Source organism: Streptomyces sp. NPDC042201, assembly GCF_055582185.1.
The window spans coordinates 495,106-515,850 of the sequence record NZ_JBVJDS010000003.1 but is presented as its reverse complement, the minus strand read 5'-3'; the positions used below and the strand labels follow the sequence as shown (position 1 = coordinate 515,850).

The window sequence follows — 20,745 nt, the reverse complement described above, 5'->3', positions numbered from 1 at the left end:
CATGGAGATGACGAACGACAGCGGGCTGCGCATCGCGCACGTGGACACCGACGAGGCACTCGGCCGCGACTGGCCGGCGTACCGTCAGGACGCCGACGTGATCAGGGTGCGTGACCCCGAGGCCGCGGACCGGCCGCTGCTGCGGAAGGCCGGATTCGCCGTCAAACCGAGCTGGCTCACCTGGCTGGCGCCCGTCCGCGCGAGCGAGGAGGACTTCCTCGGCCGGCTGGGACGCCGGGCACGCAAGAACGCCCGCCACTCACTCCGCACCCTCCGCGACCGGGGTGTCCGCGTCGGCGTGCACCCGCTGGACGCCCCGGCCCTGGACGCGTTCCTCGTCGTGTACGACGCGCACATGTCCCGGCTGCGCAACGGCGTTCCCTACGCGGTCGGGATGCGGGAGCAGTTCCTGGAACAGGCCGGCGGCTACTTCCTCGTCCGCGCCACCGATGCCGAAGGCGTGCTGATCGGGGGCTGCGTCTGTGCCCTCGACACCGCCGACTCGGTGGTGCGCATACGGTTCAGCGCCATGGCGGCCGAGGAGCGCAACGGGCAGCTGGTACGCGCCATGTATCTGATGGCCTGCCAAGAGGCGCGGGAGCGCGGCCACCGGTGGCTCTCGCTGGGCAGCGATCCGAGCCTGTACGGACATGTGGCACAGCCCGGACTCTTCGTCTTCAAGAGCCAGTTCGGCTGTGTGCCCGTGCCGTCCCAGCTGCTGGACCCCGAGGACGGCTCGGACGAAGCGGATCTCGTCGTCAGTCTTCGGGCCCTCACGGACCCCTCCCTGGTCGTCGCCTACGACACGGAGCGGCCCACCGACCCCACGAAGGGCGAGAACTGGATGTCCGCGCCCCCGCAGGACACCGCCGTCCTCCCCGTACCGCTGCGTATGGAGATCCTTTCCGCCGCGGGAGTCCCGGACCCGTCGCTGTACACCGCGGCCTTCCTCAGCCGGGTCGACAGCCGGGTGATCGCGCCGTGACCACCACACCGCAGAGTCCGGGCGCCACCCCGGAGACCGCTGTACCGCCGCCGGGCCCGGTCTTACGGCACCGCGGCTTCCAGTACCTGCTGGCCGGGGCGGGGGCCAGCCACATCGGCACCCAGATCCGGCTGGTGGCCCTCCCCCTCATCGCCGTGACGACCTTTCATGTCACCCCCTTCCAGAGCGGTCTGCTGACCGCCGCCGAGACCGCCGCGTTCCTCCTGATCGGGCTCCCCGCCGGAGTCTGGGCCGACCGGTTCCGGCGGCGGCGGATCCTGATCGCCGCGGACATCGCCCGGGGTCTGGTCATCCTGAGCCTCCCCGTCGCCTCGTTCCTCGGTGTCCTGTCGCTGCCCCACCTCTATGTGGTCGCCCTCCTCGTCGGCTTCGGCACGGTCCTCTTCGACGTCGCCCATATGAGCTACGTCCCCCAACTGGTCGGCAGGAAGCGGGTGGTCGAGGCAGCCACCCGGCTGGAGGTCGTGGAGTTCTCCGCGACCGCCGGCGGACCCGCGGCGGCGGGGCTGCTCGTCCAGTACCTCACGGCGCCCTTCACCCTCCTCGTCAACGCCTTCAGCTACGCGGTGTCCGCACTCTTCCTCAGCAGGATCCGGGACGACGGGAAGAGCCCCCGGGCCGACGCGGCGCCCGGGGAGCCGTCGCGCATGTGGCCGGACATCAAGGCAGGACTCGCCATCGTCCTGCGTGACCCCGTCCTCCGGCCGATCGCGCTCTGCGGAGCCGTCGTGCAGCTCTTCGAAACGGGCTGGCTGGCCCTTCAGCCCATCTTCCTGATCCGCCAGATCGGTCTCTCCTCCGGCGGATACGGCGTCCTGCTGGCGGCCGGCGCGATCGGCGGGCTGCTCGGAGCGGTGCTCACCCCGCCGATCTGCCGGCGGTTCGGCACCGTACGCACACTCAGAATCTCGCTGCTGATGACCTTCCCGTTCCTGCTGCTGCCGTTCGCGGCTCCCGGCTGGCAGACGGTCCTCTACGGCATCGGCACGTTTCTCGGCATGGGAGCCTCGGCCATCTACAACGTCACCCAGATCGGCATTCGCCAACTCGCCTGCCCGGAGCACCTGCTGGGCCGTATGAATGCCACGATGCGGTTCGTGATGTGGGGGGTCATGCCGTTCGGCGGCATCCTCGGCGGCGCGCTGGGCTCCCTGTTCGGTGTCCGGGCCGCGCTGACCGTCTGTCTCGCCGGACTGCTGCTGGCGGCTGTGCCGATCTGGCTCTCCTCGCTGCGGACCATGAGCGACCAGGGCCTCGCCCATGCCTGACACCGGCCGCGCCGGCGGAGGGGGACTCGACCCCGTGGCCCTGCGGGAGCTGGCCGACACGGCGAAGCTGCGCGGGGCGGCGCTCGGCGCCACCTCGCTCGACTTCCGGGCCGAGTGCGTGCGCACCCACCGGCTGAGCCTGTCGGACGGCGAGCTGGAGGACATCGGCGAGAGCGAGGACACAGGCTTCGCCGTACGCGTCGTCCGGCACGGCACCTGGGGCTGGGCCGGGGACTGCGAGCTGACCGTCGCCGCGGTCGACCGCGCGGTACGGGACGCCGTGAGCCTCGCCGAGACACTGTCCACCGCGAACCGGAGGCCCGTCGCCCTCGTCGAGGAGCCCCTCCACCACGACCTGGAGTGGGCCTCGCCCTGCCGCGTGGACCCCTTCACCGTCCCGGTGGCCGAGCGGATCGGACTGCTCGCCGACTGGTCCAGGACCTTGCTGGCCCAGCCCGGTGTCGACCATGTCGAGGCGAGTGTCACTCAGGTCAGGGAGGAGAAGTTCTACGCGGACAGCGCGGGGACGACCACCTTCCAGCGGCGCGTGCGGATCCATCCCGAGCTGACCGCCATGTCCACGGGACGGCGCCAGGTCGGCGTACGGATGACCGCACCGCCGACCGCCAGGGGCTGGGAGTATCTGCGGGGCGACGGCTGGGACTTCGACGCCGAACTGCGTGCGCTGCCCGGACTCCTCGCCGAGAAGCGGGCCGCGCGCCCGGTGCGCCCGGGGCGGTACGACCTCCTGGTCGACTCCACCCATCTGTGGATGCCCCTGCACGAGTCGATCGGCCACGCCACCGAACTCGACCGGGCACTCGGCGACGAGGCCGCTTTCGCCGGCGGCACCTTCGCCACCCCCGACCTGATCGGCACGTTGCGCTACGGCTCCCCCCTGCTGAATGTCACCGGCGACCGGACGGACCCGTACGGGCTGGCGACCGTCGGCTACGACGACGAGGGCGTGCGCGCCCAGTCCTGGTCGCTGATCAGCGACGGCATCCTGACGGGCTGTCAGACAGACCGGCACACGGCCGGGCGGATCGGTCTCCGACGCTCCAACGGATGCGCGTTCGCCGAGTCCGCCAGGTTCGCCCCGATGCAGCGCATGCCCAATGTGTCGTTGACCCCGGCGCCGGACGGACCGGGCCTCGACGAGCTGATCGCGGGGATCGACGACGGAATCTATCTGGCCGGAGAGGGGAGCTACTCGATCGACATGCAACGCCGTAACTTCCAGTTCACCGCCGACCGGGCCCGCCGTATCCACCGCGGCCGGCTCGCCGAGCCGCTGGACGGTGTCGCCTACCAGGCGGACACCCTGGAGTTCTGGCGAGCCATGGAAGCCGTCGGAGGCCCGGAGACCTATGTGCTCAACGGCGCCCTCGACTGCGGGAAAGGGCAGCCGGGACAGCTCGCCCCCGTCAGCCACGGCGCGCCGGCCGCCGTCTTCGCCGGCATCCGGGTCCTGGACACCGGACAGGAGGGAGGACTGTGATCCGCCCGACGATCCCCACGCGGCCGGTCTCCGACGGCCCCCCGGCCGGCCCGGAGCGGCGCTCCGCCGAGGATCTCGCCGAGTACGCGCTCGGGCTCTGCCGCGCCGACGCGTGCGTGGTCGTGGTCGAGGACCGGGACAGCGTCCATCTGCGCTGGTCGGAGAGTACGGTCACGACCAGCGGGTCGGCACGCGGACGGCTGCTGACCGTCATCGCCGTCGAACACCGTGAGTCCGGTGGCACCTCGGTCGGTGTGGTCCGCTGCTCCGGCACCAGCCGTGACCGGATCGCCCAGGCGGTCGCGGCCGCCGAGGCCGCGGCGCGGGCGGCGACCCCGGTGCCGGGCGCGCTGCCCCTGCCCGCGCCGGCCGGCGGACCGGTCGACTGGCCCGCTCCGGCCCAGGAGCAGACCGGCCCTGAGCACCGGGCCCATGAGAGGGCGGCCCGGTTCGTGCCCGCCCTCGGCCGGGCCTTCGAGGCCGCGCGGGCGCACGACCGGCTGCTGTTCGGTTTCGCCGAAGAGGGCTCTCTCACCACCTGGATGGCCACCTCCAGCGGGCTCCGCCTCCGCGGCGACCAGCCCTTCGGACGGGTCGAGCTCACGGCGAAGTCCGCGGACCTCACCCGGTCGGCCTGGACGGCCGCTCCCGTCCGGACCCTGCGGGCCGACGGCCTCACCGGCATGGCCGACGACCTGCTGCGCAGGATGTCCCGCGGCGACGAGCGCCGTGAACTGCCCCCGGGACGCTACGACGTGCTGCTCTCCCCCTCGGCGGCGGGGGAAATGGCGCTCAACCTGTACCGGGCGGCCGGCGCCCGCGCCGCGCACGACGGACGCGGCCCGTTCACCGGTCCCGGCGGCACCAACCGGGTCGGCGAGCGGCTGACCCCGTACCCACTGAACCTGCGCAGCGATCCCCACCACCCGGACCTGCCCTGCCCGCCGTTCCTGGTCGTGCCGTCCTCCGGACGGGACAGCTCCGTCTTCGACAACGGCCTGCCGCTGACAGCCACGGACTGGATCAGGGACGGAACGCTGCGCGCGCTGGTGCAGACCCGCGAGTCCGCCGTGCTGACGGGCCTGCCGTGCACCCCGGCCGCGGGCAACCTGATCCTGGAGGGCCCGGGCCGGGCGACCCTGGACGACATGGTCGCCCGCACCGCGCGCGGGCTGCTCATCACCAGCTTGTGGTACGTCCGCACCGTCGACCCGAACAGCGGGTTGCTCACCGGGGTCACCCGCGACGGCGTGTATCTGGTGGAGCAGGGCGAGATCGTGGCCGAGGTCAACAACTTCCGTTTCAACGAGAGCCCGGTGGCGATGCTGGGGCGCGTCACCGAGGCCGGGGCGACCTCGCCCGCGCTGTCGCGCGAGTGGGATCCGTACGCGATGCCGCTCGCCGCGCCACCGCTGCGGGTGTCGGACTTCAACCTCTCCTCAGTCAGCCGCAGCACATGACCTGTATGCCCCTCGACCGTGTCAAGGAGTGTCGCAGCATCATGAACAGCCCTACGGTTCCCGCTGTCCTCGGCGGGCCGATCAATCCCGAGATCGACGCGCTGTGGGAGCGTCGCGCGGAGCTGACGCCTGCCGACGGCGATGCCCGTGCCACCGTCGTCGAGGCCGTCGGCCTGCTGGACGAAGGACGCGCCCGTGTCGCCGCCGTGGATCCCGAGACCGACGAGGTCATCGTGGACGAGCGGGCCAGACGCGCCATCATGCTCTGCTTCAAGGTCCTGGACATGCGCGAGACCTCGGCGGGCCCGTTCGAATACCACGACCGGCTGCCGCTCAAGACCGATTTCCGTGGTGTACGGGTCGTGCCGGGGGCCGTGGCCCGCTGGGGCAGCCATCATGCCCCCGGCGTCGTCCTCATGCCGTCGTACACCAACATCGGCGCGTTCGTGGACTCGGGGACCATGGTCGACACCTGGGCCACCGTGGGTTCCTGCGGGCAGATCGGCAAGAACGTGCATCTCTCCGGAGGCGTCGGCATCGGCGGGGTGCTGGAACCCGCGACCGCCGTCCCTGTGGTCGTCGAGGACGACGCGTTCATCGGCTCGCGCTCGATGGTGGTCGAGGGGGCCAGGGTCCGCCGGGGTGCCAAGCTCGGGGCCGGCGTCCTGCTCACCGCCAGCACCAGGGTCTTCGACGCGGAGACGGGCGAGGAACTCCCCCCGGGCGAGGCACCCGCCTGGTCGGTCTGTATCGGCGCCACCCGCGCCAAGCGGTTCCCCGGCGGCGAGTTCGGCATGCCCTGCCTGCTGGTGATCAAGCGTCTCCCCGAGGGCGGTACGCACGACAAGCTGCTGCTGGACAGCCTCTTCCGGGAGCACGGAGCCGCCGTATGAGACCCCGTACCCCCATGTCACGCCCCTGCGGCGGGCCCGCCGGGACCACGCTGCCCCGCCCTCTCTTCCGGGAGCTCTCGATGTCCCATGTTTCCCATGGCCGTTCGCGCGGCGTCATCGCGGCGGCGGCGACGGCTGCCGTCCTGCTCCTCGCCGGATGCGGATCGGGGGACGCCTCCGGGACGACGACCGTGAAGGGGGGCGTCACGCTGGTCAAGCCCGGTCAGCTGACCGTCTGCACCCATCTGCCCGATCCGCCCTTCCAGTCCGAACGGGACGGCGAGGTGGTGGGATTCGATGTCGACCTGATCGACCTGGTGGCGGCGGATCTCGGGGTGAAGCAGGTCATCGTCGACGGCCCGTTCGAGACGATCAAGACGGGCGCCGCCCTGAACGCCCGGCAGTGCGACATCGCCGCCGTCGGTATGACCATCACCGAGGAACGTAAGAAGAACCTGGACTTCTCCGCTCCGTACTTCGACGCGGACCAGGCCGTTCTCGCGCGCGCGGGGACCGGGATCTCCACGGCGGACGACCTCAAGGGGCACAAGCTCGGCTCGATGTCCTCCACCACGGGGGAGGACTACCTGCGCGGCAAGGGCCTGGACCCCCAGTCGTTCGTGAGCGTCGACGCCCAGCTCAACGCGCTCAGGACCGGGCAGGTGGACGCCATCGTGCAGGACTCGCCCGTGGTGACCGAGTGGCTGAAGGATCCCTCGAACGCGAAGTTCCGGATCGCCCTGTCGGTCAAAACCGGCGAACAGTACGGATTCGCCGTACGCAAGGGCGGCGACGGCGCGTTGCTCAAGGCGGTCAACACCGCGCTCGCCGACGCCAAGGCGGACGGCACGTACAAGAAGCTGTACGCCACGTGGTTCGGCGCCGCTCCCGGGGGATCGGCATCTTGACCGGACTCCGGAAGGCGGCCGATGTCACCGCGCCGGGGGCCCTGGCGTCTCCCGCGGTGCACCGCCGACGCCGCCGGCGCCTCGCACGCGCGGCCCAGTACGGGTTACTCCTGCTGGCCGCGCTCCTCGTCGTCGCGCTCGCCGACTGGAACCGGCTGGCCGACCAGTTCGGCCGGGTGTCCGTCGCCCGGCAGATGTTCCCCGAAGTGATCACCGTCGCCCTGCGCAACACGGTCCTCTTCACGGTCGGCGGCTTCCTCTTCGGGCTTGTCCTCGGCATGGTCGTCGCGCTGATGCGACGGTCCGACGTGCCGCTGTGCCGCTATCTGGCCGTGGCCTACATCGAGGTGTTCCGCGGGCTGCCCGCACTGCTGATCTTCGTGTTCACCGGTGTGGGCATCCCGCTCGCCTTCCCCGGCGTGCGGTTCCCCGGCGGCATCTACGGCCAGACGGCCTTCGCCCTCGGCCTGGTGGCGGCCGCCTACATGGCGGAGACCATCAGAGCCGGGATCGAGGCGGTGCCGCGCGGGCAGTGGGAGGCCGCCCGCTCCCTGGGCATGCGGCAGTCGCACGCCCTGCGGTCCATCGTCGTCCCGCAGGCCTTCCGGATCATCATCCCGCCGCTGACCAACGAACTCGTCCTGCTCTTCAAGGACTCCTCGCTGGTTCTCTTCCTCGGCGTCACCCTGCAGGACCGCGAGCTGACCAAATTCGGTCAGGACGCGGCGAGTTCGGCGGCCAACACCACACCGATCCTGGTTGCCGGACTCTGCTACCTGCTCATCACGATACCGCTGGGAATCCTGGTCCGCAGGCTCGAAACACACACACGCAAGGCCCGGTGACACCATGCGCACACGGTCAGACCACACCCCGGCGGACGGCCGGCCCGCCATCGAGATCCGCGGGCTGAGCAAGTCCTTCGGCGCGGTGAACGTCCTCACATCCATCGACTTCAGCGTGGCGGCGGGTGAGGTCGTCTGTGTCATCGGCCCCTCCGGGTCCGGGAAATCGACGCTGCTGCGCTGCGTCAACATGCTGGAGACACCGACCTCCGGCAGCATCCGTATCGGCGGCGAGGAGGTCACCGACCCCGACGCGGACATCGACCGGATCCGCCGCCGTATCGGCATGGTCTTCCAGCAGTTCAACCTCTTCCCCCACCTGACCGTGGAGGAGAACCTGACCATCGCACAGCGCAGGGTCCTCCGGCACAGCCGCGACAAGGCCAGCCGGATCGCCCTGGAGAATCTGGAGCGGGTGGGGCTGGCGGACCGCGCCTCCGCGTATCCGGCTCATCTCTCCGGAGGCCAGCAGCAGCGCGTGGCCATCGCGCGCTCACTGTCGATGGGACCGGAGCTGATGCTCTTCGACGAGCCGACGTCCGCCCTCGACCCCGAACTCGTCGGCGAGGTCCTCGGGGTCATGCGCGGGCTGGCGACGGACGGCATGACGATGATGGTCGTGACGCACGAGATGTCCTTCGCCCGCCAGGTCGCCGACCGGGTGGCCTTCATGGACGGCGGGGCCGTCATCGAGGAAGGCTGTCCGCGCCAGGTCCTCGACGCCCCCCGGCACGAGCGCACCCGGCGCTTCCTCCGCCGTCTCCTCGACCCCGTCGCCACCACCGCGGCGCCTGCCCGGCCGGCGGGCGCGCTCCGGGCCGTACCCAGGGAGCCGGAGCCCGCCTGAGCCGTCCGGGGCCCGCCACCCGGTCCCACCGCTCCGCCACGCCGACACCACCCAAGCCCCTTTTCCAGGAGGACCGTTGGAGACCACGGGTAGCCACAGTGACCGGGCGTTGCCGCACCTCGCAGGACCGTCACGACGGAGCGTCCTGCAGGCCGCCGGAGTCACCGCCGGCGCCGCTCTCACCCCGCTGGCGAGCGCCCCCGCCGCCCGGGCGCTCGGCCAGGACCGGCGGACCCTGCTGACGTTCACCGCGGCCACCAACGGCACCGCGAGCCTCGCTCCCTCCGGTGACCGGCTCATCGCCGAGATCCAGGGCGTGCTCTGGGACATCCCCCGGCGCGGCGGTGACGGCGTCGCCCTCACGCCGACCGATCTGGAGCCCGTCCGTCCGGTCCACTCACCGGACGGAAAGCTCCTCGCGGTGTGCGCCTATCGCGGCGGCGGGTTCCACATCTGGACCCTGCGCCCGGACGGCTCCGAGCTGCGACAGCTCACCGACGGGCCGTGGGACGACCGGGGCCCCTCGTGGTCACCCGACGGGAGCCGGATCGCCTTCGCCTCCGAGCGCGGCGGCAGCCCGGCGACGGGCAGCGCCTACCGCATCTGGACCCTGGACATCCGCACCGGCGCACTCGCCCGTATCACCGGACTCACCGGTCAGGACGGTCCCGGCGAGGGCGGTCCCGTGGAGGACTTCGATCCCGTGTGGTCACCGGACGGCACGCGCGTGCTCTTCGTGCGCGGCCGGTTCACCGACGGCGCCTTCCAGGCCCGCACCATCGCCTCGGTACTCGCCGACGGCGCCGGCGCGGTACGGACCGTCCACACCGATGCGGTGGCGGGGGCCAGGATCCTGGCACCCGCCCTCTCCCGGGACCACCGGCTCGCGTATCTGCGCACCACCTCGGAGTCGGACGAACCCAACTCGTCGAGCACCCTGGTGATCGACGGCGAGGACGTCGCCGTGTCCGGGGACGTACTGCCCGTGCCGCCGCGCTGGACCCCCTCGGGGCAACTCCTGCTCAATGTCGACGGCGCCTTCGTGCTGCTGGAGCCGGCGAGCGGCGACCGTGAGGTGATCCCCTTCAGCGCGCGGCTCCCGGTGAGCCGCCCCCGTTACCGCACGAAGCGCCACGACCTGGACTCCACCCGCACCCGGCCCGTCCGGGGCATCCATCTGCCGGCGCTCTCCCCGGACGGCCGGCAGGTGGTGTTCGCCGCGCTCAACGCCCTGTGGACCGCCGGTACTTCCGGTGGCGGCGCGCCGCGCAGACTCGTCCAGGCCGCGCCCACCCACTACGTCCAGGCCCCGGTATGGACGCCGGACGGCAGCGCCGTCCTGTACGCCGACGACCGCGACGGGCAGTACGCGATCCGACGGCACGAACTGGCCACCCACCAGGAGAGCGTGCTCGCCACCGGCGGCCGGATTCACCCCGCGCTCTCGCCCGACGGCAGCCGGCTCGCCCACCTCGACATCTCGGGCAACCTGATCGTCCGCGATCTCGCGACCGGCACGGACCACATCCTCGCCGCGCCTCTGGGCGGCGGCGGACTGCCCGGCAGGCCCACCTGGGCGCCGGACGGCCGGCATCTCGCCCTGTGCGACCGCAACCGTCTCAACCACCGGTTCCGCGAGGGATACAACGTCGTGCGGGTGGTGGACGCGACCACCGGTGCGGACCGGCTGCACGCCGTCGCACCGCACGCGTCGATCTCCGACCGCTACGACTCCGGCCCCGTCTGGTCCCCGGACGGCGCGACGATGGCCCTCATCTGCGAGTCCGCGCTGTGGCTTCTCCCCGTACGGTCCGACGGAACGCCGGACGGCGTCGCACGGCGTGTCACCGACGAGCCCGCTGACCACCCCTCCTGGTCCGGGGACTCGCGCACCGTCCTGTATCTCTCCTCGGGACGGCTGCGACTGCTCGACGTGGGTGAGGAGACGGACGGCAAGCCCCGCACCGTACCCCTGTCGCTCGGTTACCACCGGCCCGCGCCGGCCGACACCGTCGTGCACGCGGGCCAGCTCTGGACGGGCACGGGGGAAAACCGCCGGGACGACGTGGACATCATCGTGCGCGACGGCCGGGTGACGGGCATCGAACGCCACCGCCCCCGGCGCGGGACCGGCCGGACCGTCGACGCCTCGGACCGTACGGTGATCCCCGGCCTCTGGGACGCCCACACCCATCCCTGGCAGTACACCTACGGTGGCCGGCAGACCCTCCTCCAGCTCGCCTACGGAATCACCACCGCCGTCTCGCTCGGCGGATTCGCCTATGAACAGGCCCGTATCCGCGAGTCCGTCGTCGCCGGACGCATGGCGGGGCCCCGGCTGCTCACCACCGGGGAACTGCTCGACGGGTCACGCGTCGCGTACACCATGGGCCGTGCCCACCGGACCTCCGAGGGGCTCCGGCGTTCCCTGGCACGGGGCGCCGCGCTGGAATGGGACTTCGTCAAGACCTATGTCCGCGCCTCCGCCGGATTCATGGCGGAGGCCGCCCGCTCCGCCCATGAACTCGGCGTGCGCGCGGGCAGTCACCTCTGCGCACCCGGGATCCAGACGGGTCAGGACCTGACGACCCATCTGCACGCCACCCAGCGCGCGGAGTTCGGGCACGCGATCTCCGCGACCGGTCACTCCTACCAGGACCTCACGGAGATCTACACGGCCGGCGACTTCACCATGATCGCCACTCCCTTCTCGGCGTCACCGCTGATCGGAGCGGATCCCGCCCTGGCCGCCGACGACCGGGTCACCCGGCTCATGCCCCCCTGGGACATCGAGATGGTCCGTCAGCTCGCGTCCCGGCCGCCGAGCCCGGCCGAGCTGACCCTGATGAGTACCGAGGTGGCCACCTACCGGCGTGTTCTGGCCGGTGGCGGGCTGGTGGCCCTGGGGACGGACTCACCGCTGACGCCGGTGGGACTCCAGCTCCACATGGCCCTGCGTGCCCTGCACCGCTACGGCCTCTCACCCGTCGAAGCACTGCGCACGGCCACGGTCCTGCCCGCCCGCGTCCTGGGCCTGGACAGAGACCTGGGCACGGTGGAGCCGGGCAAGATCGCCGACCTGACCATCGTGGACGGAGATCCCTTCACCGACTTCGACTCGCTCGTACGCACCCACGCGGTACTCACCGCCGGGACGCTCGTGCGGCGCACTGACCTGGTGGCCGCCAGGACCGCGGCCGGCCATGACGACCGGGAGCGCTGGCTCGCGGTCTCTCGTCGGATGCGCGAGGACACCTGCTGTGCCGGATGACCGGCCTGCCCCTCCGGGGGCGGGCAGGCCCGCCGGTCTCCCCGCCGGTGACCGGCCGGCGGCCGTGCACGCCGCGGTGTGACGGCAGCGTGGCCGTGGTGCGGCGGGTCAGCCGTCCTGTCGCGGCTGCTCCGCGCCGCCTCGGGCCTCGGCTCGGCGCTCGTTGGCGTAATTGATGTAGTTGTAGACGGTGAAGCGGCTGACGCCGAGGGCGCTCGCCACCGTCTCCACGCCGTGCCGTACGGAGAAGGCGCCGCGCGCTTCCAGTGTCCGTACGACCGACTGCTTGACCTTGCGGTCCAGTGCGGCGAGCGGCATGCCGTGTTGGCGCTCCAGCGCCGCGAGGATGTGATCCAGGGAGTCCGACAGCTGCGGCAGCCGTACGGCCAGCAGGTCCTCGCCCTCCCAGGTGAGGACGACATCGTCGGGCTGCGCCTCGTGGGGCGCCATCAGTTCGCCGCCCATGGCGTCGACCAGCGGCTTGACCGCCGCAACGAAGGGGTGGTCGCGCGGCTCGGTCACCGGCCGCCCTCCGCGTCCGCGTCGCCGATCACATTGACCTGGAGGGAGACCCGCGTCGCGCCGGCGGCCAGCGAGGCGCGCAGCAGTGCGTCCACCGTGGTCAGCACGGCGTCGGCGCCGCCTTCCGCCGTATTGCCGAACGGGCCGACGTCGACGGCGTCCAGCGCGGCGCCCTGGACGACCTCGCGGGCCACCACCGCGTGAGCGGGCGCCTCGTCGAGATCGAAGGGCTCGGTCGTGAACTCCACTCTCAATCGCACTGTGTGCCCCTGGCGTCGGCTCTGACCTGCGCGTTCTCTCAGCCCTCCGGCTGAGAGGGCACATTCCCCCTTCAGGGCACCGAACGCCCGTTCAGGGTCATCGCAGCGCTGGTGTGCCCCAGTCGCTCCGACACGACCTTAACGGACTCTCCCGCGGCGATCAGCAGAGATGCGTAAGGGCTGTCCCGTAACTGCTGGCCGCCGGAGGACGCGTGCTCCTGATCGCCGCGTACTGGCGCAGCAACCTGACGCTGCGCCAACCGGCACCAGTGTCCGGGGTGTCGAAGTCGGCAGCCGACCACAGCGCACTCTTCGGCCGCTCCCGCTCCCGCCCAGGACGGTGTTCCCCAAGCACAGCACCGTTTCAGCGGTTCTTCAGCGGGTATTGAGAGGCTCTTCGCAGGCCGTCAGGCAGCCTGGCTCGGTGGTTTCGCCCGGCGCCGGGCGGCCGCCCGGCTCTTCTGCCGTGCCCTATGTCGGCCAGCCGATCACCCGACCTCCGGCCTTGCCACCGCAGGGTCGTAACCACCGCCTGAAGGAACACACATTGAACGCGCCAGTTCCGGCCTCCCGCCGTACTCTGCTCAGACTCGCCGCCGCGGGTGCCGTGGGTGGCACACTCGCCGCCACCCCCCTGCCGGCGTTCGCGGTGTCCCGGTCCGCAGGCTGCCCGCTGCCGCGCACCCTCTCCGTCACCGCCCCGGGCGTGTACCCGGAGGGCGTCGCCTGGGATCCGCGGAGGAAGGCGTTCCTCGTCGGGTCGAGCGCGCAGGGCACGATCTCAGTGGTCAGGGCGGACGGTTCGGTGACTCCGCTGGTCGCCCCGTTCGCCCAGGTCTCGGTGCTCGGCATCACGGTGGACGCCGCCCGTAACCGGGTGCTGGCCGCCTACACCGACTACTTCTTGCGGCTGCTCGGCATGGTGGACCCCTCGCAGCCCCCGGTGTCCGGGGTCGGTGTCTTCGACCTGACCACCGGTGCCGTACAGCACCTGGTCGACCTGTCCGCCGGTCAGGCCGAGCCGCGCGCCAACGACGTCACCGTCGACGACCACGGCACCATCTACGTCACCGACACCGGGGTCGACACCGTCAGCGTGGTGAGCAGCGACGGCAAGGTGATCCAGGTGATCCAGGACGGCCGCTTCGTCACCTCCGAAACGGGACCGAACGGGATCGTCGCCCACCCCGCGGGCTTCCTCCTCATGGGCAAGTACGACGGCGGCCGGCTCTTCCGCATCGACCGTCCCCGGTCGGCGCGGCCGGTGGTCAGCGAGGTACGGCTCGACCGCGCGCCGCTCTCCCTCGACGGTCTCGCGTTGCGCAAGGACGGCTCTCTGATCGCCGCGGCCAACGACCTGTCGCTGTCCGGTGGACGCACGGGCAGGGACGCGGTCGTGGTGCTGCGGTCCACCGACAACTGGCGTACCGCGCGCACGGTGAAGGACCAGACCTGGCCGATCGAGGACCCCACGACCATCGCCGTGACTCCGTACGGCGACTACGTGGTCAGCGGCGGGCTCCGCGAAATCCTGACCGGCGTCCCCTCCACCACGCCGGGCCAGTTCCACCTGCGTCGCTGCTGACGGCGCGCCGGCGCCTCGACCGGAGTCCGCGTGCACGGCTCTGCACGCGGTGCTCCGTACGCACGGCTCTGTATCTACGGCACATACGGCCCTGCCTGCGGCGCTCGCCGCGTACGGCGCCGTACGCACCTCACCAGCTCAGACCTCCCGGGAGTCCCCTTGTCACCCGTAGCCCATGACACCCCGCCGCCCGAAACGGCCCCGCCCCGCGGCCTGTTCAGCGGCCTCGCCCGGCTGACCGGCGCCCGGGCCCGGCTGCTGCTCGTCCTCACCGTGATCCTCCTGGCCGGGGCCGTCGTCCTGGGCAGCGGGGTGGCCGACCGGCTGCGCAGCGGCGGCAGCGGCGGCGTCGTCGACCCCGCCTCCGAGTCCTCGCACGCCGCGGACATCCTGGAGCGGGAGTTCCCCGGCGCCCGCCCCAACCTCGTCCTGCTGGCCCGGGCCGGCAGCGGGGTCGACGACGCCGACACAGCACGTCAGGGAAGGGAACTCGCCGCTCGCCTCGCCGACGAGAAGGGCATCACCGGGGTCACCTCCTACTGGGACACCGGGGCACCGGCGCTGCGCTCCGAGGACGGCCATGGGGCCCTGGTGGTGGCCCGGCTCACCGGGGACGATCTGGAGGCCGAGCGCACGCTGGAGGAGCGGATCACCGGACACTTCGACGGACGGCAGGGCGACCTCACCGTCCGGATCGGGGGCAGCGTCGCCGTCCAGCACGAGCAGCAGACCCTCATCAGCGAGGACCTGCTGCGCGCCGAGGCCATCGCGCTGCCGATCACGCTGATCATCCTCATGATCGTGTTCGGCAGCGCCGTCGCCGCCCTGCTCCCGCTGGGTATCGGCATCATCGCGATCCTCGGCACCAACGCGGTGCTGCGCATCCTGACGTCCTTCACCGACGTCTCCGTCTTCGCCACCAACCTCACCACCGCACTGGGCCTCGGCCTGGCCATCGACTACGCGCTGCTGATCGTGCGCCGCTACCGGGAGGAACTCGCGAACGGCCGGGACACGCCCGGCGCGCTCGCTGTCACCCTCAACACCGCAGGGCGGACCGTGCTGTTCTCGGCCGCCACGGTCGCCGTCTCGCTCGCCGCGATGCTGGTCTTCCCGCTGTACTTCCTGCGCTCCCTCGCGTACGCGGGGATCAGCGTGGTGGTCCTGGCGGCCGTGGCGGCCCTGGTCGTCCTGCCCGCGCTGCTCGCCGTCCTGGGCCGCCGGATCGACGCGCTGGACGTCCGCAAGCTGTTCCGGCGCCGCTCCCGCGAGCAGCGGCGGGCCACCGAGGCCGGGGCGGGCTGGGCCCGGCTGGCGCGGTGGGTGATGCGGCGCGCGCCCCTGGTGGCCACCGGCACCCTCGCAGTCCTGCTGCTGCTCGGCGCGCCCTTCCTGAACGTCGACTTCGGCACCGCCGACTACCGGCAGCTCCCCGCGTCGGCCGAGCCCCGGGTGGTGCAGCAGCACATCAAGGACGGCTTCCAGGGCAACCCCACCGGAGTGACCGAGGTCGTCACCAAGCAGGCGTCCCCCGCTGAACTCGGCAGCTACGCCGAGGAGTTGTCCCGGCTTCCCGGGGTGCTGCGGGTGGACGCCCCGACGGGCCGCTACACCGAGGGCAAGGCCGCCGGGCCCGCGCAGCCCGGCCGCACCTCCGGCGCCGTCTCGTACCTCACGGTGGTGCCCGCCGCGGAGGAGGTCTCCGACGAGGGCAAGGACCTGGTACGGGACGTACGGGCGGTGGACGCGGCGTTCCCCACGTACACCTCCGGTACGACCGCGGCCATGATCGACAGCCAGGCGGCCATCGGACGAGGCCTGCCGTGGGCCCTCGGCATCATCGTGCTCGCCACGCTGGTGCTGGTGTTCCTGCTCACCGGCAGTGTGCTGGTGCCGGTCCAGGCGGTGCTGCTCAACGCGCTCAGCCTGACCGCGATGCTGGGGGCCGTGGTGTGGGTCTTCCAGGACGGGAACCTGTCGGGGCTGCTGGGCTTCACCCCGACCGGGAGCATCGAGACGGCGCTGCCTGTGCTGATGTTCTGCCTCGCCTTCGGGCTCTCCATGGACTACGGGGTCTTCCTGCTCTCCCGGATCAAGGAGGAACACGAGCGCCTGCTCGACCACAAGGCCGCCGTGGTGCAGGGCATCCGCAGCACCGGGGGCGTCATCACCGCCGCCGCGCTTGTCCTCTCCGTCGTCATGGTGGCCATCGGCACGTCCCGGATCACCAACACGAAGATGCTCGGACTGGGGGTCGCCCTGGCGATCCTCATGGACGCGATGGTGATCCGCACACTGCTCGTGCCCGCGGTGCTGGCGCTCACCGGCCGGGCGGCCTGGTGGGCACCCGGGCCGCTGCGCCGACTGCACGCGCGGTTCGGCATCAGCGAGGGCGGCTCGGAACGCCCTGCGCCCGTGGCGGACGCGACCGGCACGCCGGACGCGGCAGCGGCGAGGCGGGAGGAACCCGTGCCCGCGGTCGGCGCGGTGGGCGGAAAGCCGGCCGACTGACGACTGCGGCGAGGCGAGTTCGGGATGCGGGAGGACCCCAACAGGTCCTCCCGCACTTGCTTTGGCGGGGTGCACTCGTCCTGGCGGGGCGCAGCGGCTTTGGCACGGCGCAAGTCCTCGTTGTTAGCGTCCGGAGCACCCCATCGGGCGGACGCCGGAGCAACCCGGAGCACCCCTGAGCAAGGGGGTTCGATGACAGCCACTCAACCGTTCGGGCCACGGTCGCGGTCGGTACGCCGCGTCGTGTTGGGAGAAGGGAACGACATGACCTTCGACACGATCGTCGTCGACTACGGGGGCGTGCTGACGAACCCGCTCGTGGAGACCTTCGTCGCTTTCGCCGAACTGGCCGGGATCGACGCGGGCGACCTCGCCCAGGCACTCCTGGCGTCGACGGAACGCCACGGGGAGATGCCGATGGCGGCACTGGAGACCGGCGCGATCACGGAGCGCCAGATGGTGGACCGGATCCTGGCCGAACTCCCCGAGGACGCGGGCCGCATCCTGGCGGACGGGCGGAGCTTCGGCGAGCTGTGGTTCCGCGGCCGGCGCCCCAACGAGCCGTTCCTGGAGTTCCTGCGCGGCCTGCGCGGCGACGGCTACCGGCTCGCCCTGCTCACCAACAACGTCCGCGAGTGGGAACCGCTGTGGCGCGCCCAGCTCCCCGTCGACGAACTCTTCGATGTCGTCGTGGACTCGCACCGGGAAGGCGTACGCAAGCCCGACCCGGCCATCTACCGGATCCTGCTCGAACGGCTCGGCACCACCCCGCAGCGCTGCCTGTTCGTCGACGACACGGAGGAGAACTGCGTGGCCGCGGCGGAACTCGGCATCCGCTCGGTGCGGTTCGCCGACACCGACGGCGCCGTCCACGAGATCTCCGCGTTGCTCGACCGCCCCCTGGCCATGGCCGCCGACGCCGGGAGAGGTGAGCTGAATTGACCGTTCCGGTTCTGGTCGTCGGCGCCGGGCCCACCGGGCTCACCGCCGCCGCCGTGTTGCGGGACCTCGGCGTGCCCTGCCGCGTCGTCGACCGGCGCCCGGGGCCCGGCATCGCCCCCAAGGGGCTGGTGCTGTGGAGCGGCGCCCTGGAGTGCCTGCACCGCCTCGGCGTCGCCGAGAAAATCGCCGAGACGGCGCTGCCGCTGACCGGGGCGTCGTACTGGTCGAACGGCCGGCGCCTCGCCGGGGCGCGCTTCGGCGGGCTGACGGGTACCGCCTTCCCCGGCCCCCTCTGCGTACCGCAGCCGGTGACCGAGCGGGCGCTGCACGCCCGGCTGACGGAACTGGGCGGCACCGTCGAGTGGGAGACCGAGGTCACGGCGGTCACCGTGAACCGTGGCGGCCCCGCGGAGTCGGCGACAGTGACGCTGTGCTCGGCCCGTGGCGAGGAGACCCTCACGGTGTCCTGGCTGATCGCCGCCGACGGCGCCCGCAGCCTGGTGCGCGACAGCGTCGGCATCCCCTTCGAGGGCCACACCTTCGACCGTATGTTCCTGATCGGGGACGGCCGGCTGGAGGGCGCGCCCGCCGAGGCCGAGGTGCAGCACCACGTCGCACCGGACGGCGTACTGGTCATCGTCCCCCAGCCCGACGGCCACCGCGTCTTCTTCGACATGGAGCCGGACGGGCAGACCGAACCGCCCTCCGAGGAGATGCTGCAGCGGCTCCTCGACGAACGCGGCCCGGGCGGGCTGCGCCTGCACGGCACCTGGTGGGCCAGCCGCTTCTTTGTGCACGCCAAGGTCGCCCCCCGGTTCCGGGAGGGCCCGGTGCTGCTGGCGGGCGACGCGGTGCACGCCCACACCACCGCCGGCGGCCAGGGACTCAACACGGGTGTCCAGGACGGCTACGACGTGGGCTGGAAACTCGCGAGCGTCGTACGCGGCACTGATCCGGCGCTGCTCGACAGCTTCGAGGCGGAACGCCGCCCGGCGTCCGTCAGGGCGGTCGCGAACGGTGATCAGCAGACCCGGATGTGGCTGCTGCGCAATCCCGCGGCGCGGCTCCTGCGGAACACGGTGCTGCGGCTGCTGTCCGCCACCGGCCTGCTGGAGAAGAAGGTGATCCCCCTGCTCGCCCAGCTCGACCTGGACCACTCCGGGAGCCCGGCGGTGGCCGATCTCGACGGCGCCCCGTCCGTACCGCGCGCACTGCGGCTCGGCCGACGCGCCCCCGACCTGGCGCTCGCCCCGGTGCACGGCACTGAGGCGGAGTCGCTCCACGCCCACCTGTCGGCCGGCCGGCACACCGTGCTGGTTCACGGCGACCTGGCCGCCGGGGAACTCGCCGCGCGAGCCGCGGCGACCGTGGGGGAACGGGGTACCGGGGACATCGTGCGGGTGCTGTGGATCCAGCCTGCCGACACGGCTCCCGCCGATCTCCCGCAGGACGGCGCCGGGTTCGCCGTGGCGCGGGAGACGGACGACGCGCTGGGCGGAGCCGGTACCCCGTGGTGCGCGTACCTGCGGCCCGACGGGGTCGTCGCGGCCCGCTCGGGCCTGGCCGACCTCGACGCGCTCCTCTCCCGGCTCCCGTCCCGGCCGCCTCGCATCACCCCGGTACCGGCCGTAGGGCCTTGACGAGGTTCAGCACACCGCTCGTGCTATCCCCCTGGAAGGATCGACCCCGACCATGACCATCCCCATGTCCGCGTCCCCGTCCCTTTCCTCGCATGCGCCCACGCCAATCCCCATGGCCGTACCCGCCTCCACTCCCGCGTCCGGGACGGCCCCCATGCCACCCGGGAATGACCATGTGGAGCTGAGCTACGACGCGACCGTTCCACGCGCCCTGGTCCACAGATCCTCGATAGCCGAGGTGTTCGTCACCGACTCGACCGAGACGGGCGAGGACACCTTCGTCGTCGCCGCACAGCTCCCGCGCGCCCATATGATCGGGGAGAGCTTCCCGCTGTACGACTTCAGCCTGATGGTCGAAGTGGTGCGTCAGGCCGGGGTCCTGATCGCCCACCGCCACCTGGAAGTGCAACTGGGCTCCGCGTTCATCTTCCGGAACCTGACACTCCGTACCACCGCCTTCGAATCCCTGCGCATCGGCTCGCGACCCGCCAACGCGCGGATCACCGTGAGCGTGCGGACCCGGCGCAACAAGGCCGGCCGCCTCCAGGGGTTCAGCTTCATCGGGGACATCGAGGTCGACGGACGGCCCGCGATGCACGGAGAGGGCGGGCTGCTGATCCTGTCCAAGGCCGCCTACCAGGCCATGCGCAGCAGACGGCTGTCGCCCGACCACCCCGGCTTCCTGCTGCCGCGGTTCACGGCGGCCGAGCCCTCCCACGTGGGACGGCGAGACTCCCGGAACGTGTTCGTCACCGAGCCCGTCGCCGACGCGGGACGGTTCGGTTGCCAGTTGGTGGTGGACACCAGCCACCCGCACGTCTTCGACCATCCGCTGGACCACGTGCCGGGCCATCTACAGATGGAGGCCGCGCGTCAGCTGGCCGTCGCCGCCGTCGCCCGGCTGCACGCCCTGGACCCCTACAGCCTGTCGGTCGCCTCCATCACCTCCGACTTCGCCGACTACGTGGAGCTCGACCGCATCACCAGGCTGCGAGCGACCGTCGACGGATTCCGCTGGGACGAAGACCTGTGCACCTTCACCACTCCCGTCGTGGTGGAGGCCGTGCAGGAGGGCACCATCAGCACGGCCATGCGGCTCGAGGTGGCACAGTGGGTCTGAATTACTCGGACGCTGGAAACTCGGGTGAGTGTCTGGGGCAGTTCTGGCCTGCGGTGATGCTGTCCGGCCGGTGTCTCGGGGTCGGGTAGATCGATCTTGTGCCCGTGATGTCGCGTTGTTCCCTGTCCGAGGGCGGTGCTGGTCAGGGGTGCGCGGCGGCTGGCAT

General features: G+C 71.8%; 16 protein-coding genes and 1 pseudogene. 15 read left to right on the top strand and 2 right to left on the bottom strand.

Annotation, left to right across the window (positions count from 1 at the left end):
* Position 1 precedes the first annotated feature (1 nt).
* The 9 genes from ACZ6MZ_RS09725 (at position 2) to ACZ6MZ_RS09685 (ending at position 11,999) form a co-directional block, all read left to right on the top strand.
* A complete protein-coding gene (locus tag ACZ6MZ_RS09725) occupies positions 2-985 on the top strand; it encodes a GNAT family N-acetyltransferase (RefSeq protein ID WP_469350869.1) in 984 nt (327 codons plus the stop codon).
* Positions 982-2,274, top strand: coding sequence for an MFS transporter (locus tag ACZ6MZ_RS09720; RefSeq protein ID WP_469350867.1), 1,293 nt, complete (start codon positions 982-984; stop codon positions 2,272-2,274). The genes ACZ6MZ_RS09725 and ACZ6MZ_RS09720 overlap by 4 nt, the downstream gene beginning before the upstream one ends.
* Positions 2,267-3,775 carry a TldD/PmbA family protein gene (locus ACZ6MZ_RS09715; RefSeq protein ID WP_469350865.1) on the top strand — a complete coding sequence of 503 codons (1,509 nt, stop codon included), beginning with the start codon at positions 2,267-2,269 and terminating at the stop codon, positions 3,773-3,775. The genes ACZ6MZ_RS09720 and ACZ6MZ_RS09715 overlap by 8 nt, the downstream gene beginning before the upstream one ends.
* 11 nt (positions 3,776-3,786) lie before the next feature.
* On the top strand, positions 3,787-5,235 hold the full coding sequence (locus tag ACZ6MZ_RS09710) for a metallopeptidase TldD-related protein (protein WP_469351121.1): 1,449 nt from the start codon (positions 3,787-3,789) through the stop codon (positions 5,233-5,235).
* Positions 5,236-5,276: 41 nt separating this feature from the next.
* On the top strand, positions 5,277-6,128 hold the full coding sequence (locus ACZ6MZ_RS09705; RefSeq protein WP_384192077.1) for a 2,3,4,5-tetrahydropyridine-2,6-dicarboxylate N-succinyltransferase: 852 nt from the start codon (positions 5,277-5,279) through the stop codon (positions 6,126-6,128).
* 80 nt (positions 6,129-6,208) lie between these two features.
* Positions 6,209-7,036: a transporter substrate-binding domain-containing protein gene (locus tag ACZ6MZ_RS09700; RefSeq protein WP_469350862.1), complete on the top strand. Its 828-nt coding sequence runs from the start codon at positions 6,209-6,211 to the stop codon at positions 7,034-7,036.
* Between the two features lie 41 nt (positions 7,037-7,077).
* On the top strand, positions 7,078-7,881 hold the full coding sequence (locus tag ACZ6MZ_RS09695) for an amino acid ABC transporter permease (protein ID WP_469351120.1): 804 nt from the start codon (positions 7,078-7,080) through the stop codon (positions 7,879-7,881).
* A gap of 4 nt (positions 7,882-7,885) precedes the next feature.
* Positions 7,886-8,728, top strand: a complete 843-nt coding sequence (locus ACZ6MZ_RS09690; protein ID WP_469350860.1) for an amino acid ABC transporter ATP-binding protein — start codon at positions 7,886-7,888, stop codon at positions 8,726-8,728.
* 76 nt (positions 8,729-8,804) lie between these two features.
* Positions 8,805-11,999: an amidohydrolase family protein gene (locus ACZ6MZ_RS09685; protein ID WP_469350859.1), complete on the top strand. Its 3,195-nt coding sequence runs from the start codon at positions 8,805-8,807 to the stop codon at positions 11,997-11,999.
* A 108-nt stretch (positions 12,000-12,107) separates the two neighbouring features.
* Here the strand turns inward: ACZ6MZ_RS09685 and ACZ6MZ_RS09680 are convergent, their stop codons facing one another.
* On the bottom strand, positions 12,108-12,464 hold the full coding sequence (locus ACZ6MZ_RS09680; RefSeq protein WP_389790900.1) for a helix-turn-helix domain-containing protein: 357 nt from the start codon (positions 12,462-12,464) through the stop codon (positions 12,108-12,110).
* Between the two features lie 53 nt (positions 12,465-12,517).
* The gene (locus ACZ6MZ_RS09675) at positions 12,518-12,781 is read right to left on the bottom strand and encodes a YkoF family thiamine-binding protein (RefSeq protein WP_469350857.1); all 264 of its coding nucleotides are present in this window, start codon (positions 12,779-12,781) and stop codon (positions 12,518-12,520) included.
* Positions 12,782-12,990: 209 nt separating this feature from the next.
* On the opposite strand from ACZ6MZ_RS09675, the pseudogene ACZ6MZ_RS09670 reads away from it, so the two are divergent.
* The 6 genes and pseudogenes from ACZ6MZ_RS09670 to ACZ6MZ_RS09645 form a co-directional block, all read left to right on the top strand.
* A pseudogene (locus ACZ6MZ_RS09670) lies at positions 12,991-13,077 on the top strand (IS5/IS1182 family transposase); the annotation flags it as partial.
* A gap of 251 nt (positions 13,078-13,328) precedes the next feature.
* Positions 13,329-14,366 (top strand): SMP-30/gluconolactonase/LRE family protein, encoded by a 1,038-nt coding sequence (locus ACZ6MZ_RS09665; RefSeq protein WP_469350855.1) that lies wholly within the window; start codon positions 13,329-13,331, stop codon positions 14,364-14,366.
* A 159-nt stretch (positions 14,367-14,525) separates the two neighbouring features.
* Positions 14,526-16,877, top strand: a complete 2,352-nt coding sequence (locus ACZ6MZ_RS09660; protein ID WP_469350853.1) for an MMPL family transporter — start codon at positions 14,526-14,528, stop codon at positions 16,875-16,877.
* A gap of 264 nt (positions 16,878-17,141) precedes the next feature.
* Positions 17,142-17,819, top strand: a complete 678-nt coding sequence (locus ACZ6MZ_RS09655; protein ID WP_469350852.1) for an HAD family hydrolase — start codon at positions 17,142-17,144, stop codon at positions 17,817-17,819.
* Positions 17,816-19,459 carry an FAD-dependent monooxygenase gene (locus ACZ6MZ_RS09650; RefSeq protein ID WP_469350850.1) on the top strand — a complete coding sequence of 548 codons (1,644 nt, stop codon included), beginning with the start codon at positions 17,816-17,818 and terminating at the stop codon, positions 19,457-19,459. Before ACZ6MZ_RS09655 ends, ACZ6MZ_RS09650 begins: the two co-directional genes overlap by 4 nt.
* Before the next feature lie 154 nt (positions 19,460-19,613).
* Entirely contained in the window at positions 19,614-20,579 is a 966-nt protein-coding gene (locus tag ACZ6MZ_RS09645) for a ScbA/BarX family gamma-butyrolactone biosynthesis protein (RefSeq protein WP_389790889.1), read from the top strand.
* Positions 20,580-20,745 lie beyond the last annotated feature (166 nt).

Excerpts from the sequence above, each read along its gene's own strand:
- ACZ6MZ_RS09725 (WP_469350869.1), top strand. The coding sequence starts at position 2 with ATGGAGATGACGAACGACAGCGGGCTGCGCATCGCGCACGTGGACACC.
- ACZ6MZ_RS09715 (WP_469350865.1), top strand. The coding sequence starts at position 2,267 with ATGCCTGACACCGGCCGCGCCGGCGGAGGGGGACTCGACCCCGTGGCC.
- ACZ6MZ_RS09705 (WP_384192077.1), top strand. The coding sequence starts at position 5,277 with ATGAACAGCCCTACGGTTCCCGCTGTCCTCGGCGGGCCGATCAATCCC.
- ACZ6MZ_RS09700 (WP_469350862.1), top strand. The coding sequence starts at position 6,209 with ATGTCCCATGTTTCCCATGGCCGTTCGCGCGGCGTCATCGCGGCGGCG.
- ACZ6MZ_RS09690 (WP_469350860.1), top strand. The coding sequence starts at position 7,886 with ATGCGCACACGGTCAGACCACACCCCGGCGGACGGCCGGCCCGCCATC.
- ACZ6MZ_RS09680 (WP_389790900.1), bottom strand. The coding sequence starts at position 12,464 with ATGGGCGGCGAACTGATGGCGCCCCACGAGGCGCAGCCCGACGATGTC.
- ACZ6MZ_RS09655 (WP_469350852.1), top strand. The coding sequence starts at position 17,142 with ATGACCTTCGACACGATCGTCGTCGACTACGGGGGCGTGCTGACGAAC.
- ACZ6MZ_RS09645 (WP_389790889.1), top strand. The coding sequence starts at position 19,614 with ATGCCACCCGGGAATGACCATGTGGAGCTGAGCTACGACGCGACCGTT.